Annotated in this window: 13 protein-coding genes and 1 pseudogene; 5 read left to right on the top strand and 9 right to left on the bottom strand. The window is 64.8% G+C overall.

The genetic code is table 11. The features are described from left to right. Positions 1-70: 70 nt before the first annotated feature. The 5 genes and pseudogenes from MBENS4_RS14220 (at position 71) to MBENS4_RS14200 (ending at position 7,871) form a co-directional block, all read left to right on the top strand. A pseudogene (locus tag MBENS4_RS14220) lies at positions 71-1,662 on the top strand (isocitrate lyase). A gap of 28 nt (positions 1,663-1,690) precedes the next feature. Then, complete coding sequence (locus tag MBENS4_RS14215) at positions 1,691-1,993, top strand: hypothetical protein (RefSeq protein WP_039392569.1); 303 nt, start codon at positions 1,691-1,693, stop codon at positions 1,991-1,993. 216 nt (positions 1,994-2,209) lie between these two features. Further along, complete coding sequence (locus tag MBENS4_RS14210) at positions 2,210-5,026, top strand: bifunctional diguanylate cyclase/phosphodiesterase (RefSeq protein ID WP_242404951.1); 2,817 nt, start codon at positions 2,210-2,212, stop codon at positions 5,024-5,026. A 125-nt stretch (positions 5,027-5,151) separates the two neighbouring features. Then, a complete protein-coding gene (locus MBENS4_RS14205; protein ID WP_039392567.1) occupies positions 5,152-6,090 on the top strand; it encodes a 1-phosphofructokinase family hexose kinase in 939 nt (312 codons plus the stop codon). A gap of 446 nt (positions 6,091-6,536) precedes the next feature. Then, the gene (locus MBENS4_RS14200) at positions 6,537-7,871 is read left to right on the top strand and encodes an MATE family efflux transporter (protein ID WP_039392566.1); all 1,335 of its coding nucleotides are present in this window, start codon (positions 6,537-6,539) and stop codon (positions 7,869-7,871) included. Here MBENS4_RS14200 and MBENS4_RS14195 read toward each other — a convergent pair. From MBENS4_RS14195 to MBENS4_RS14155, 9 genes are read right to left on the bottom strand one after another with little or no spacing between them, the layout of a single operon-like run. Next, a complete protein-coding gene (locus tag MBENS4_RS14195; RefSeq protein WP_039392565.1) occupies positions 7,868-8,512 on the bottom strand; it encodes a DUF938 domain-containing protein in 645 nt (214 codons plus the stop codon). The two genes, MBENS4_RS14200 and MBENS4_RS14195, sit on opposite strands and share 4 nt — an antisense overlap. Before the next feature lie 23 nt (positions 8,513-8,535). Then, positions 8,536-8,859 carry a hypothetical protein gene (locus tag MBENS4_RS14190; RefSeq protein ID WP_039392563.1) on the bottom strand — a complete coding sequence of 108 codons (324 nt, stop codon included), beginning with the start codon at positions 8,857-8,859 and terminating at the stop codon, positions 8,536-8,538. Positions 8,860-8,873: 14 nt separating this feature from the next. After that, positions 8,874-9,314 (bottom strand): chemotaxis protein CheW, encoded by a 441-nt coding sequence (locus MBENS4_RS14185; protein ID WP_039392562.1) that lies wholly within the window; start codon positions 9,312-9,314, stop codon positions 8,874-8,876. A gap of 28 nt (positions 9,315-9,342) precedes the next feature. Continuing rightward, entirely contained in the window at positions 9,343-9,714 is a 372-nt protein-coding gene (locus MBENS4_RS14180; protein ID WP_084592158.1) for a response regulator, read from the bottom strand. A 16-nt stretch (positions 9,715-9,730) separates the two neighbouring features. Next, a complete protein-coding gene (locus tag MBENS4_RS14175) occupies positions 9,731-10,288 on the bottom strand; it encodes a chemotaxis protein CheD (protein WP_039392561.1) in 558 nt (185 codons plus the stop codon). After that, complete coding sequence (locus tag MBENS4_RS14170) at positions 10,288-11,313, bottom strand: protein-glutamate methylesterase/protein-glutamine glutaminase (protein ID WP_039392560.1); 1,026 nt, start codon at positions 11,311-11,313, stop codon at positions 10,288-10,290. The genes MBENS4_RS14175 and MBENS4_RS14170 overlap by 1 nt, the downstream gene beginning before the upstream one ends. Beyond that, on the bottom strand, positions 11,310-12,179 hold the full coding sequence (locus MBENS4_RS14165; RefSeq protein WP_039392559.1) for a CheR family methyltransferase: 870 nt from the start codon (positions 12,177-12,179) through the stop codon (positions 11,310-11,312). The genes MBENS4_RS14170 and MBENS4_RS14165 overlap by 4 nt, the downstream gene beginning before the upstream one ends. After that, a complete protein-coding gene (locus MBENS4_RS14160; RefSeq protein WP_039392558.1) occupies positions 12,176-14,419 on the bottom strand; it encodes a chemotaxis protein CheA in 2,244 nt (747 codons plus the stop codon). The genes MBENS4_RS14165 and MBENS4_RS14160 overlap by 4 nt, the downstream gene beginning before the upstream one ends. Next, complete coding sequence (locus MBENS4_RS14155) at positions 14,416-14,676, bottom strand: STAS domain-containing protein (protein ID WP_039394860.1); 261 nt, start codon at positions 14,674-14,676, stop codon at positions 14,416-14,418. Before MBENS4_RS14155 ends, MBENS4_RS14160 begins: the two co-directional genes overlap by 4 nt. Between the last annotated feature and the right edge of the window lie 185 nt (positions 14,677-14,861).

The raw sequence follows: 14,861 nt of genomic DNA, 5'->3' as shown, positions 1-14,861 counted from the left end.
TCGGAAACAACCGCCGCTTCCAAGGCCCTTCGCAATGCAGGCCAACGGCACCATGAACGGGATGAGACCAGTGACCTACCAGAGCACGATCAGCGCCGCCGGACAGACCATCGGCAACGAACCCAACTGGAACGGCATCGAGGCCGAGTCGGTGGCGCGCATGCGCCTGCAGAACCGCTTCAACACCGGGCTCGACATCGCCCGCTACACGGCGAAGATCATGCGCCAGGACATGGCGGCCTACGATGCCGATCCGGCCAACTACACCCAGTCGCTGGGCTGCTGGCACGGCTTCATCGGGCAGCAGAAGATGATCTCCATCAAGAAGCATTTCGGCTCGACCAAGGGGCGCTACCTCTATCTCTCAGGCTGGATGGTCGCCGCGCTGCGCTCGGATTTCGGCCCCCTGCCCGACCAGTCGATGCACGAGAAGACCAGCGTCCCGGCCCTGGTGGAAGAACTCTACACCTTCCTCAAACAGGCCGACGCCCGCGAGCTTGGCGGCATGTTCCGCGATCTCGACAAGGCCCGCAAGGGCGGTGACGAGATGGAGGCCAAGCGTATCGAGACCGCGATCGACAACTACGAGACCCATGTGGTTCCGATCATCGCCGACATCGATGCCGGCTTCGGCAATGCCGAGGCGACCTACCTCCTCGCCAAGAAGTTCATCGAGGCGGGCGCCTGCTGCCTCCAGATCGAGAACCAGGTCTCGGACGAGAAGCAGTGCGGCCACCAGGACGGCAAGGTCACGGTCCCGCACGAGGACTTCATCGCGAAGATCCGGGCAATCCGCTATGCCTTCATGGAACTGGGGGTCGAGGACGGTCTGATCGTGGCGCGCACCGACTCGCTGGGCGCCGGGCTCACCAAGCAGATCGCCTATACCCGCACGGCGGGCGACATCGGCGACCAGTACAACAGCTACCTCGACTGCGAGGAAGTGGGCACTGGAGAGGTCGGCCACGGCGAAGTCCTGATCAGCCGTGACGGCAAGCTCATGCGCCCCAAGCGCCTGCCCAGCAATCTCTACCAGTTCCGCAAGGGAACGGGCGAGGACCGCTGCGTGCTCGACTGTATCAACGCGCTTCGCAACGGTGCCGACCTGCTGTGGATCGAAACCGAGAAGCCGCATATCGGCCAGATCGGCGGGATGGTCAGCCGCATTCGCGAGGAGATGCCCAATGCCAAGCTGGTCTACAACAATTCGCCCAGCTTCAACTGGACGCTCAATTTCCGCCAGCAGGTCTACGACCCTGGGAAGCGGCGGGACGTGATCTTTCGGGCTATGACCGCGCAAAGCTGATGAGCGTGGACTACGATGGCACCGAGCTGGCGGCCGAGGCCGACGAGCGCATCCGCACCTTCCAGAGGGACGCGGCGCGCGAGGCGGGCATCTTCCACCACCTCATCACCCTGCCGACCTACCACACTGCGGCGCTGTCGACCGACAACCTCGCCAAGGAGTACTTCGGCGAACAGGGCATGCTCGGCTACGTCAAGGGTGTCCAGCGTCAGGAGATCCGCCAGGGCATCGCCTGCGTGAAGCACCAGAACATGGCCGGTTCGGACATCGGCGATGACCACAAGGAATACTTCGCCGGCGAAGCGGCTCTCAAGGCTGGCGGCGAACACAATACGATGAACCAGTTCGCGGCCTGACCGCCTCGCCTGGGAGAGGAGCGAGCGCATGGATATCCGCGAACACCTGAAATTGCCGAGCGGGGTAACTCTCAAACTCGCCCCGCTCGCCGATACCGAAGAACTGACAACGACCGACGCCAATCCCGGCGCGCGCAATGGAAGGAGACGTGACATGATGACTGCAACGACCACGACCGAACCGGCCCGCGCCCGCGCGGTGCTGTCCAACCAGGACTTCAAGCTGCTGCAGGACGCCTGCCTGTTCTACCTGAAGGCCCATGAGGACGATCCCATCTCGTCCAAGTACTCCGCGCTCTATCACCGCCTCGGCTCGGCAATCCGCCGCTGATGGAGCCCCCGGCACCGGCGCTCCAGAACGCCGGGTCGGGAAGCCGAATTCTTCGAGTTTTCCTGGGGAGGAAAGCGTGGCCCGTTCCGCAGTCACTGCGGGGCGGGCCCATTTGCATGCCGGAGCGCCCTGTTGAGATGGTGGAGCGGTACTCCCGGATAGTTACGCAAGGCTCGATTAGAGCGGTCTCAAGCCCGATCCCACTACAGCTTACGCATGGGCACCAGCGGCACGGATACCCTCGACCTGATCGCGACGAGCGCGCTCCAGCAGTCCCGGATGGACCTGGTATTGCTGGCGGGCATCGTATGCCTGATGGCTTCGGGGACGACCGTCCTGCTGCTGCGCCAGGCGCGCAGCAGCCGACATCGCGAACGACGCCTCTGGACACTGGCGGCTGGCGGCGCCTTTGGTTTCGGCGCCTGGGCCAGCCACTTCATTGCGCTTCTGGGAGACGATTCACGCCACGATCACGCCCATTCGGCGGTCCTGACGCTGGCCAGCCAGGCCTCCGGACTGGCCGCCGGGCTCCTCGCCCTGCATCTGGCCGTGCCCGGGCAAACGGTCCGAGCAAAGGCCTTGGCGGCGACCCTGCTCGCCATCGGCTTCGGCGCCATGCACTATCTGGGAGGCCTCTCACTCCAGGTCGACACGACGTTCCGATGGCACCACGGCCTTGTCGCCGCCTCCCTCCTTCTGCCCGCACTGTTCTTCTATCCCGCGCTCACCCACACGCTGGCGCGGCGCGGTGCAGGCACGCCGTGGCTCGCCGCCCTCCTGCTGGCGCTGGGCACGGCGCTCCTACATCTTCTGGGATCGGCCGCACTGACACCGGGCCCCGAACATGGCGCACTAAGTGCTCCAGCCATCCCGGCAAGTTCCCTTGCCGGCTGGGTGGCCGCCGTCGCGCTGGCCGTGCTCGCGGCGGGCATGGCGACCCAACTCGTACGCAGCCAGGCCCAGGCGTCACTGCTGCGGAGCGAACGGCAATTCTCCGACCTCGTCCGCTCGATCTCGGACTATGCCATAGTCCTGCTCGGCACGGACGGCACCGTCACGCAGTGGAACGAAGGCGCGCGCAACCTGACCGGCTACAGCGCACAGGACATGCTCGGCATGCCCGTCGCGCGGCTGTTCAGCTATGGCGACCGCGGCGACGACCTGCCCGCGCGCACACTCGAACATGCGCGCGAAACGGGCAGTGCCTCAGGCGAATGTCTCTACATGCGGCGGGACGGGTCCACGTTCTGGGGGCACGGCACCTTTCAGGCCACGCGCGGTCCCGAAGGGGGATTGGTCGGCTACTCGTTCGTCATGCGTGACGTGAGCGGGTTCAAGGCAGACAAGGACCTGATTGCCCAGACCTCGATGCGCCTCGACACCGCGCTGACCAACATGCACGAGGGCCTCGGCCTGTTCGATGCCGACGGCCACCTGGTGCTGTGCAACGCCCGCTTCCGCGAGCTATGGGGCCTCGATGACGCCGTCTGCGAAGCGGGAACACCGCTTGCTGAGATGGTCCGCGCCGGTTTCATGAACCCCGATGGAGCAGAGCACGCCACCCCCGCTCTTGACCAGTACCGTCAGCTCCTGAAGGAGACTTTCGCCAACCCGTCCCTGCCCCCGATCACGATCGATTTCGACGGGGCCCTTGCGGTCTCGATTGCCAACCGCGCGCTGCCCGACGGTGGCTGGGTCACCACGTGCGATGATATCACCGAACAGCGCCGCTCCGAAGCGCGCATCGCGCACATGGCACTGCACGACAGCCTTACCGGACTGCCCAACCGCACCCGCTTCAACCAGCGTCTCGACGACAAGCTGGCTTTGGCCAAGCGCACCCAGGGCAAGGTGGCCGTGATCGCGATGGACCTCGACCGCTTCAAGGACGTCAACGACACGCACGGCCATGCCGCCGGCGATGCACTGCTCCAGTCCATCGGCCGCGCGGTGACGGAGGGGACACTCGAGAGCGAAGTCGTCGCCCGGCTCGGCGGGGACGAGTTTGCCGCGGCCAAGATTTTCACCGACACCCAGGACCTCAGCGAATTCGTCAGCCGACTGCACGCCTGCATCGCGGGCGCCAATGACTGCAGGGACATCGAGGTCGGTGCAAGTCTGGGCATCGCGATCTTTCCCGACGACGGCTCCGACCGGGAAACACTCCTCAACAACGCGGACCTTGCGATGTACCGCGCGAAGGGCCAGCGCGGGGAAAGCTGCTGCTACTACGAGGAAGGCATGGACGCCGCCGCCCGGCGACGTCGCCTTCTGGCGGGAGACCTGCGCCAGGCCATCGCACGCGGTGAACTGCATTTGCTTTACCAACCACAGCGCTCGCTACGCAGTGGCAAGCTCAGCGGTTACGAAGCCCTGCTGCGCTGGCAACATCCCCGCCTCGGCTTCATTCCACCCGACGAGTTTATCCCGATCGCCGAAGAAAGCGGATCGATATTCGCCATCGGCGAATGGGTGCTCGAGGAAGCCTGCCGCGAGGCCCAGCGCTGGCCGGGCGGAGAGAAAGTTGCAGTCAATCTGTCCGCCGTGCAGTTCTCCAAGCCCGATCTTGTCGCCACGATCCATGGCATCCTCGCCCAAACCGGTCTTTCGCCGCGCCGCCTCGAACTCGAGATCACCGAAACCGCGATCATCGAGGACAAGCTGCGCGCACTCCACTGCCTGCGCCAGATGAAGGCGATGGGGATCGGGGTGGCCATCGACGACTTCGGCACGGGCTATTCCTCACTCGACACGCTCCACTCCTTTCCCTTCGACAAGATCAAGATCGACAAGTCCTTTCTCCTGCTCTCGGACACGAGCGCACAGGCCCGCGCGATCATCCGCGCCGTTCTTGCGTTGGGCAAGAGCCTCGCCATTCCGGTTCTGGCCGAAGGCGTGGAGACCGAGGCGCAGCTGCGAATTCTGGAGAACGAGGGCTGCGACGAGGCACAGGGGTACTATTTCGGCCGTCCTGGCGGGCCACCAAGCCACCCCCACTCCGATCTCACGCAAAAGACCGCCGTCAACACCTGACACACGATGTCTCAGGGTGACGCGCCTGCCAGCCTGCTGGCGCGCTTGATCGAGAACATGGACAGGCATCCCAACCTCGCGCACGGTGCAGATCTGCCCGCGGCCTTGTGAGGAGACCTTTGCCGATGAAGTCGATCGCCACCTTGACGATGAACCCGACCATCGATGTTTCCTACGACGTCGCTGAAATGCGCCACACCCACAAGATGCGCACCGACAACGAGTGGTACGCCCCTGGCGGCGGGGGTCTCAACGTCGCCCGCGTGTTCGTGCGGCTCGGCGGAAACGCGCGCTCGTTCTACCTATCGGGCGGAGCCACCGGCCCTGCGCTCGATGGCCTGGTCGATCTTCATCAACTGGTCCGTACGCGCATAGCCATTACCGGCCCCACCCGGGTCGCTTCGGCCGTGCTGGAACGCCAGAGCGGCAAGGAATACCGCTTCACCCCGCAAGGGCCGCGCATCGCGCCCGGCGAATGGAATGAATGCCTCGACCAACTGGACGAAACGGATGCCGACATCGTGGTCCTCAGCGGCTCGCTGCCTCCCGGCGTCCCCGATGACTTCTACGCGCAGGCCACGAGACGCCTGCGTCGCAAAGGGATCGAGGTGGTACTCGACAGCTCTGGCCCTGCCCTCTCCCATGGCATTGCCGAGGGCGACCTGCTGCTGGTCAAACCCAGTTCGGGCGAACTGGAAAGTTACCTAGGGACTTCCCTCAGCGGGCATTCCGCCATAGCCGACGCCGCCCGTCGCATTGTCGCAGAAGGCAAGGCCAGGCTGGTTGCCGTAACTCTGGGGCATGAGGGGGCAATTCTGGCGCGGGCCGACGGTGCCTGGTTCCTCCCGGCATTGCCGATCGAAGCGGCAAGCGCGGTGGGGGCAGGCGACAGCTTTGTCGCGGCAATGGTCTATGCTCTCGCGCGGGGCGATGATGATCTCGCCGCATTCCGCATGGGGCTTGCCGCGGGAACCGCCGCCGTGCTGCGCGCAGGTACCGGGCTTGCACAGGCCCCCGACATCGCCCGTCTACTTAGACAAGTGCCTGATCCCGAACCACTATGATCTATACTGATTCGCTTTTTTGGAGGTTCTTCCGCTTGACGCAGGTGCAGCAATTAGCCGGCACTTTCGCAAGTGCAGCATGATTTTGCGATAAACCGCCCACTCACTTCGCCTCGGCACAATCCCTTAGGTCCAATACGGGGCATTTTGGGCGCCTGACGCAAGCATATTTGCAATTATTGCTTTTCAGGCGGACATTTCTGTTGCACATTCCTCTCGAACAGTCTTTTAGACCGATACGAGTTTTGAAGAGGTTGGGAGAGAGCGCGCCGGGGGACACCTCCGGCGCGCCGATTTTTAAGGGGACCATCCTGGGGTTGAGGCACCGCCTCCCCCTCCCCCATCGCCCCCTTGTCTGTCATTCCGAAGCCAGGATTGCTCCGCAAGGCGCGTTCGGGTAGCGCGGAGCGCGCTGCAACCCACACGTCTGGAATGCCCTACTCCCCGTGCGCCACTCTGCTACCCCGCCCTCGCTGTCTGCCCAGCTCTGGTCGATCGCGTTTCCCGCGATGCTCACCAATGTGGCGACGGCCCTGTTCGGACTGGCCGACATGTGGGCGATTGGACGGCTTGGAGATCCTGCAGCGCAAGGGGCTGTCGAACTCGGCGCGAAGTTCACGATGGGCCTGCTCAACGTCTTCAACTTCCTGCGCACCGGCACGATTGCCCTGACGGCTCAAGGGTCGGGCCGCAGCGATTTCGACGCGCAGGCGACCACTCTCGTGCGCGCCCTCGCCGTGGCACTGGGCATCGGAGTGCTGCTGATCGGCGCGATGCCGCTGGCGATCCCTGCAGGTCTCGATTTCCTCGGAGCCCATGGCACCTTGCGCGAGGAAGCCCACGCCTACGTAGCCCTGCGCTATTGGGCCGCGCCGCTGTGGCTTCTCAATTGCGTCCTTATCGGCTGGCTTGTCGGCCAGCGAATGGTCCGCCATGTCCTTGCCGTCGAGATCACGACCAACATCGTGCATGTCGCCCTCGATCTGGTGCTCGTCCTGGGAGCAGGCTGGGGCGTCGAAGGCGTGGCGCTGGCAAGTCTGCTGTCCGAGGGTCTTCGCCTTGTCCTCCTGATCGGGATAGCCCTCTATCGTCCCGCATCGCGTATCGCGGCGCGCCAAGTGTTTCGCGCGGAGACCTGGCAGCGCAGCGCACTGGGCCGCCTCTTCGCGCTCAACCGCGATCTGTTCCTCCGCACGCTGCTTCTGACCGGCGCCATGATGCTCTTTGCGCGCACAGGCGCGCAGGCTGGCCCCGTCACTCTCGCGGCGAACGGTATCCTGTTCCAGCTTTTCATGCTGGCCACCCTTCTGCTCGACGGCTTCGAGAACGCGGCGCAGGTGTTGTGCGGCGAGGCCTACGGCGCGTGCGAAGCCCAGCGCTTTCGGCACACCGTGCGCCTCGCTCTGGGCTGGGGCGCGGTCATGGGGTGCGCCCTCTCGCTCATCGACCTGGCCGCCGCGCCCAGCCTCGCCGACGCGTTCACCGCATCGCCGCAGGTCCGCGCCGCCAGCCAGGAGTACATTGTCTGGATCATGGTGCTCCCCGCCGTAGGCATGGCCTCTTTCGTGCTCGACGGGGTATTCGTCGGGGCAGGCTGGACGCGCGCGATGATGGGAACGATGGCCCTGGCCCTGGCCCTCTATGTCGCGCTGCTATGGCTGCTGTCCCCCTTGGGCAATCACGGCCTGTGGCTCGCCTTCACGGTGCTGTTCATCGCACGCGCGGCCGGCCAGTTCGCCGTCCTGCCGCGGCTTACGAAAAGGGCGTTTGCCGAAAGCTAGCTCACCTCGCCCCGCCGATAAACGAGAAGCAGATTGTTGGCGGGCATCTCGACACGCCGAGTGCGCGAAAACCCGCAGTGCGTGGCCAACGCGTCCACATCGGAGAGCTGCCGCAGCCCCCAGGCCGGATTGCGCGCCTTGAGCGATTGATCGAACTCGAGGTTGGACGGTGCGGTTGCGACATCGGCCTCCCGGTAGGGACCATAGAGGACCAATGGCGCGCCTGCATTCAGCCTCTCGGCCGCGCCGGTAAAGAGCCCTTGCGTCGCACTCCAGGGACTGATGTGCACCATGTTGATGCAGACCATGGCGTCGGCACGGTCCACCGGCCAGTCCGCAGGCTGCGACGCATCCAGCCTCACGGGTGCACGTAGGTTCGAGAGGCCTTCCTGCGCACTCCAGCCCGCGATGGACGCGCAGGCCTCGGGATCGGGGTCGGAAGGCTGCCACACGAGCCCCGGGAGCCCTGCCGCGAAATGCACGGCATGCTCACCACTCCCGCTCGCCACTTCCAGCACGAGCCCATTCCCGGGCAATTCCTCGCGCAGGAGCTCCAGGATCGGGCTGCGGTTGCGCAGCGTGGCAGGGGCGTGGCGGCGCGGATCGGGCGAACCGGGATCGAGCGGCGTTGTGTAACTCATGCTCCGGACTTACCCGTTGCTCATCAGTCCCACAATCCCAGCGCATCCTGCGAAGGCCCGCCTTCGATCGGCACTTCGCAGCATGTCACGCTGTCATCCATGAAGCCACAGAAGCGCGAACGCAGAGCCTCAAGGCTGATACGACGCATCTCACTCTCACTGAAACCAGCCGCGAGTATGGCTGCCAGCGCACGCTGTTTCTGGGCGATCAGGTCGATCGCCTGGAGCTCACGCAAGTGACGCGCAGCGAAGTTTTCGTCGCGGCACAGGACTTCGCCCAGGGCTTCGACCTCGGTGCCCAGTTCGAGCAGGACATCGGCCATCGCGTTGAACTTGGGTTCATCCATTGCATACGCTCCGCTCACGCCGCGAAGGCGACCTCTCCGGAAGCGCTCAGCGCGTTGAGGTCCAGCACCATGACCATCTGCTCCTCGATCGCGACAAGGCCTTCGAGGAAGGGCAGCACTTCGTCATAGCCCGCCGTGGGTGCGGGTTGCAGGTCTTCGGTGTTGAGGCCGACGATATCGCTCACCGAATCCACGATCAGACCTTGCGACTGGCCCTTGACCTGACACACGATGATCGCGTGACGCGGCGTGGCCTCGGTCGCCGGCCAGCCCAGCCGGGCCGCAAGGTCCACAACGGGTAACACCGTCCCGCGCAAGTTGACCACGCCGGAGACATAGTGCGGCACACGGGGCATCGGGGTCACCGGTGTCCACGCGCGGATTTCCCGTATAGCCATGATATCGAGGGCGAAAATCTGCCCTGCAACTTCGAATGTGATCAGTTCGCGGTACATGGGAGCACCTCCTTGGTGTTGCTTTGGGTTAGTGAGCCACCCGGCGCACGGCCGCGACCAGCTTTTCGGTGTCGAAGGGCTTCACGATCCACCCGGTTGCCCCCGCCGCGCGGGCCCGCGCCTTCTTCTCGTCGGAGCTCTCGGTGGTCAGAACCAGGATCGGACGGTCGCGATGGCGCGTGCCGCCACGCACCTGCTCGATGAGTCCAAAGCCATCGAGACGCGGCATGTTGATGTCGGTGATCACGACATCCACCTCATTCACCGCCAACCACTCGAGCGCCGAGACGCCATCGTCCGCCTGCGACACCTCGAAGCCGTTGGTGGAAAGCGCATGGTTGAGCAGCGCCCGCATGGAGGCACTGTCATCGACAGTCAGGATACGGGTATTCTTGGACATTGCGTGCCTCGCTTGGTCAAAACAGTTCGACATCGCCCCGCGGAGCCGGGCGCGCGATGGGTTGGGTACGAACTTCCACGGGAGCATCGGAGCTGGAAACCGACCGGCAACGGACCATCCCGGACTGCGGCCGGAAATCCACCCTACGCGCATTGCTGCCTCCCAGGTCCTCGCGGACGAGCTCGATGCGCTCGCGCAGCAGGAAGCCCCGGGCGAACTCGGCGTTGGCGGTCCCGATCTGCTGCATCCCCGAGCGGATGTTCGCGCCGCCATAGAGGTGCGCCCGCAGCCGGTCCTTGCGCGCGCCGTAGTTGAGCATCTCGTTGATGAGCATCTCCATGAGGTAGACCCCGTAGTGGACGTCGACCTGGCCCCGGTCGTGGCTTGCAGGCGGCTCGGGCAGGAGAAAGTGATTCATGCCGCCAAGCTCCACCGCCGGATCGTAGAGGCACGTCGCGACGCACGAGCCGAGCACGGTGCTCAGTTCCACCCGCGCGCCCGAGCTCACCTTGAACTGCCCTTGAAGCACGGTCAGCTTCACATTCCCGTTGTTCATGAAATCAAGACCCGACATCAGGCTGCCCTATTCAGCGCATGGCGCGCGATCCGGTTGATAGGGGCGACCACGCGCGCGCCCCCGAGGGCGATGGCCGCGCGCGGCATTCCAAAGACCGTGCAGGTGCTTTCATCCTGTGCGATCGTATGCGCCCCGGTTTCCGCCATCGCCAGGAGGCCCTGCGCGCCGTCCCGCCCCATGCCGGTGAGCAGAATGCCCACGGCCTCGGCGCCAACGGTCTGCGCGACCGAACCGAACAGCACGTCAACGCTGGGGCAATGGCCGGAGACAGGCTCCCCCCGGCGCAGCTTGGCATGAAAGGTGCCGTTCCCCCGCACCAGCAGGTGATGATCCGGCTCCGCCGCGAGATAGACATTGCCTGCGACCAGCGGCATGTCGTTGACCGCCACCTGCACCGGCGCCGGGCAGATCTTGTCCAGTGTGCGCGCGATCGCAGGTGCAAAGCGCGGGTTGACGTGCTGGACGATCACCGTTGGCGGACAGTCGACCGGAAACTCGCGAAGGAGGACCTGCAAGGCCTCCACGCCGCCGGTCGAGGAGCCGATCGCGATCAGCTTCGCATCGCGCCGGATCACGCGGCGGCTTTCTTCGGCAACCACGGGCGAGACCCGGGCGGGCTTGGGGAAGCGCACCTGAGCCGCGTCGTGAATGAGTCGCCCCAGTTCTCCGCTGTCGTTGAGCGCGAGCTTTCCCGAGGGATCGTACTTCGAATAGCAATTGACCGCCCCCAGCGCGAGCGCACGCGCGGTTACGTCATTGCCTTCCTGCGTCGCCCCGGAAACTATAATGACCGGCGTCGGGCGCAGCGTCATGATCTTCTCGAGGAAGGCAAGACCGTTCATGCCCGGCATCTCGATATCCAGCGTCACGACGTCGGGATCGTGTTTCTTGATCAGTTCACGCGCTTCGGCCGCGTTGGACGCGGTGTCGACCACGGTAATGTCCGGCTGCTCGCTGAGGCGCGACAGGAGGATCGCGCGCATGGTGGCCGAGTCATCGACAATGAGCACACGCACCGTCATGCGACGCTCCTCTGGTAGATCGTGGGACCGACAAGGTTCAGCATGTTCATGGCAGGGCCGGTGACTCGCTCGGAATGTCCGATGTAGAGGTAGCCTCCCGGGTGCAGCGCTTCACAGAACCGCTGGACCAGTCGCTCCTTGGTCGGGTTGTCGAAATAGATCATGACATTGCGACAGAAGATGCAATCGAACCGCCCTCGGATCGGCCAGTCCCCCAGGAGATTGAGCAACCGGAAGCGCACGATGGATCGCGCGGTATCGTGAATGACCGCCTCGTCTCCGCGTTCCACCACCCAGGCACTGCGCAGCGCCTCGGGCACGGGCTTCAGGTCCTTGGCAGCATACGTCGCGGCCTTGCCAGCTTCCACCGCATGGGGAGCCAGATCGGTGGCAAGAACGCGCAGATCGGCCCGCGCCAATTTCTGCCCTTCGTGGCGGTCGCGCCCCAGGAGCGACATGGTGATCGACCAGGTTTCCTCGCCGCTCGAACAGCCAGCAGACCAGACCCGAACCTTCCCTCCGTCCTTGAGTGTGCGCACGAGGTGTGGACGCAGTTGGGCTTGCAGGTGCTCGAAATGGTGCGCCTCGCGGTAGAAGAAGGTGTGGTTGGTGGTCAGAGCGGCCACGGCCCGGTTCAGTTCGCTCCGATCCGAGCGCAGGCGCTGAATATACTTCCCGAACGTGACGAGACCGCTTGCCCGGACCAGTGGTGCCAGCCGCGAATAGACCAGCATCGACTTGCCCGAGGGCAGGACGATACCCGCCGCCTCGTGCACGATCTTCGCGACTTCCGCGAAGTCGGCCGGACCATAGATATCGGGGCTGATCCCCGGTATCGCATCGGACATTTCCAGCGTCGCGTTCACGCAGCCTGCCTCTCGTGCGAGGGCAGCGCGCAGGCCACCAGACCATCGACATCGACGATGAGTGCGACCCGGCCATCCCCCAGGATCGTGGCCCCGGCAACGCCTTCGACCGGACGGAAGTTGGTTGCCAGGCTCTTGATGACGAATTGCCTCTGGTCCTGAATATCATCGACCAGCAAGGCCGCCTGGCCCGCACTCTCGGTATCGACGACGATGAGCACACCTTCCTCGGGGGTCGTCGCGTTGCAGGCCGCGCCCAGTTCGCTGCCCAGCGTGATGACCGGGATGAACTGGCCGCGCACGTTGAGCATCTGCCGTTGCGAGCCCAGCCCCTTCACATCGCCCTCGCCGGGACGCAGGCTTTCCACGACATGCGCCAGCGGCACGACCATCGTCTGGTCTCCGACATTGACGATCATGCCGTCCGAAATCGCCAGCGTGAGCGGCATGGTCAGGATGAAGGCCGTACCCTTGCCGGGCGTGCTCTCGATGGTGATGCGGCCGCCCAGATCCTTCACGTTCTGGCGCACGACATCCATGCCGACCCCTCGCCCGGAAATGTTCGAGATCTGCGCCGCCGTCGAAAAGCCCGGGGCGAAGATCAGGTTGTCGATCTCTTCAGCGGAAAGCTGCGCATCGGGTCCGACGATGCCCTTCTCGATCGCCTTGGCCAGAACGACCTTGCGATTGATACCCGCGCCATCATCGGCAATCGAGATGACAATCCGGCCCGACCGATGCTCCGCCGAAAGGGTCAGCGTACCTTCGGGGGACTTGCCTGCGGCGATGCGATCTTCCGCCTTCTCGATGCCGTGGTCGACCGCGTTGCGGATCAGGTGGGTAAGAGGCTCGCCGAGACGCTCGATGACCGTCTTGTCGAGTTCCGTCGTTTCGCCATGAACCTCGAGGCGGACATGCTTGCCGGTAGATGTGGCAAGATCGCGCAGGATGCGCGGCACGCGGCTGAAGACCGAAGCAATGGGCTGGGCACGGATCGACATCGCCGATTCCTGAATATCGCGCGTCAGGCTCTCGAGCAGCGAGAGTTCCTCGCCGGCATTGACATGAACGCCGTCCAGACGTTGCACGAGCATGGCCTGGGCAATGACCAGTTCTCCCACCAGATCAATCAAGCGGTCGAGCTTGTACAAATCGATGCGGATGGATTGCCCGGCCCCCTGAGACGCCGGCTGTGCGCCAGCAGCGGCCGCGGGTTTGCCCCCGGCTGGCGGCGTATTCGCGTCCGCAGCGGCCGGTGCGGCAGCCTCGACACTCTGGAGAGGCCGCGCCTCCTCTGGTGCCGGTGTCCCTAGATCCTGCGGCTGAGCCGGGCCATTCGGGGCTGCCACGGCCGGGGAAGGTGCCACTGTAGACGTGGCGGCTTCGTCCAGTTCGACATCGGGGATACGCTCGTCCGCGCCGACCGCGATCGCGCAGTCGTCACCGATGAAATCGAAGATGTCGCGGACCCGGTCCTCGCTGACCGTATCGGGAATGGCGAAGGTCCAGCCCAGATAGCCCTGCGCGACGTCGAAGCTGTCCAGCTGCGGAACCTGACCGACATCACAGTGGAGGCACGTTCCGCCAAGCTCAGCAACGTCGCGCAGCATCAGGAGCGGCTCGTTGCCGTTGCGCATGGCCCCCGCCCGGGGCCGCAAGTGCAGTTGCCAGGATGCGCCTTGCTGTGCCTCTGCGACGGAGCCGGGCGCATCAAAATCCGCAGTCAGATCATCAAGGAGGGCATCGAGGTCAATTTCCAGATCTTCCTCGTCGTCGCTTTCCGCCGCCGTTTGCGCGTCGACCTGCACCGGTTCCTCAACCGGCGAAGGTGCCGGAGCCACGCTCTGTGGCGCGCTCCCTGCGTTGGCGGCCATGGCACCTTCCATCTCCACGATCAGTCCGGCGTCATCGGGCGCATCCCCGCCCTCGCGCGCAGACTCGACATGATCCGCAAGCGTGTCGAGCGCGCGCAGCAGAAGGTCGATCAGCGGCGGGGCGATCTCCACCAGGCCCTCGCGCACATCCGAAAGCAACGTTTCGAACGTGTGCGTATAGGCCTGGAGTGCGCCATACCCGAACGCACCTGCGCCCCCCTTGATGGAATGCACTGCGCGGAACACGCCGTTGACGGTATCGGCATCCTGCGTACCTGCACGGCATGCGGCCAGGCCTGCTTCGGCCGCGGCCAGGGATTCCTCGCACTCGACGAAGAAGATCTGCTGGATTTCTTCCGGACTCATGCATCCCCCTCTTCGAAGAGTTCCGATTGAAGGCCGGTCAGGACAGCCGCCTGGAGCAGGGCTGGCGAGGCATCGATACGCGCCCCACCTCCACTGCGGCGGGCCGACACCAGAAGCTGGAGAACCGCCTGTCCGACATGCTCGACGCTGCTGCCATCGATCTCGATGGGCGCATTGCCGACTGCGCCGACAAGTTCGGGCCAGAGGGCTTCGGCGGCGGCGCGGTCACACCGCACCGGCAGAGAGATGGTCCCCATCAAAACGTCCCCCTCACGCCCCGCAGCGCAGACTGGAGTGGTTCAGGCAGGTCCCGTGGCGGAACGGCATACGGTTCGAAAGCTGCGACATAAAACCCTCGCGGATGCGATCGCCGAACTGTCAGGGCCGAGGTGGCCGGGGCGTCGAACGGGGAGTTAGCCGCGCGGCTGCCAACAGCGGGTTT

The sequence above is a fragment of the Novosphingobium sp. MBES04 genome, from assembly GCF_000813185.1.
GTDB classification, from domain to species: domain Bacteria; phylum Pseudomonadota; class Alphaproteobacteria; order Sphingomonadales; family Sphingomonadaceae; genus Novosphingobium; species Novosphingobium decolorationis.
Note: the sequence above shows the minus strand (reverse complement) of the source record. Positions and strands in the feature narration are given on the sequence as shown.

Bases quoted from the DNA above. Each gene is read 5' to 3' on its own strand.
- MBENS4_RS14215 (WP_039392569.1), top strand. From the start codon at position 1,691: ATGGATATCCGCGAACACCTGAAATTGCCGAGCGGGGTAACTCTCAAA.
- MBENS4_RS14210 (WP_242404951.1), top strand. From the start codon at position 2,210: ATGGGCACCAGCGGCACGGATACCCTCGACCTGATCGCGACGAGCGCG.
- MBENS4_RS14205 (WP_039392567.1), top strand. From the start codon at position 5,152: ATGAAGTCGATCGCCACCTTGACGATGAACCCGACCATCGATGTTTCC.
- MBENS4_RS14195 (WP_039392565.1), bottom strand. From the start codon at position 8,512: ATGAGTTACACAACGCCGCTCGATCCCGGTTCGCCCGATCCGCGCCGC.
- MBENS4_RS14190 (WP_039392563.1), bottom strand. From the start codon at position 8,859: ATGGATGAACCCAAGTTCAACGCGATGGCCGATGTCCTGCTCGAACTG.
- MBENS4_RS14185 (WP_039392562.1), bottom strand. From the start codon at position 9,314: ATGTACCGCGAACTGATCACATTCGAAGTTGCAGGGCAGATTTTCGCC.
- MBENS4_RS14180 (WP_084592158.1), bottom strand. From the start codon at position 9,714: ATGTCCAAGAATACCCGTATCCTGACTGTCGATGACAGTGCCTCCATG.
- MBENS4_RS14175 (WP_039392561.1), bottom strand. From the start codon at position 10,288: ATGTCGGGTCTTGATTTCATGAACAACGGGAATGTGAAGCTGACCGTG.
- MBENS4_RS14170 (WP_039392560.1), bottom strand. From the start codon at position 11,313: ATGACGGTGCGTGTGCTCATTGTCGATGACTCGGCCACCATGCGCGCG.
- MBENS4_RS14160 (WP_039392558.1), bottom strand. From the start codon at position 14,419: ATGAGTCCGGAAGAAATCCAGCAGATCTTCTTCGTCGAGTGCGAGGAA.
- MBENS4_RS14155 (WP_039394860.1), bottom strand. From the start codon at position 14,676: ATGGGGACCATCTCTCTGCCGGTGCGGTGTGACCGCGCCGCCGCCGAA.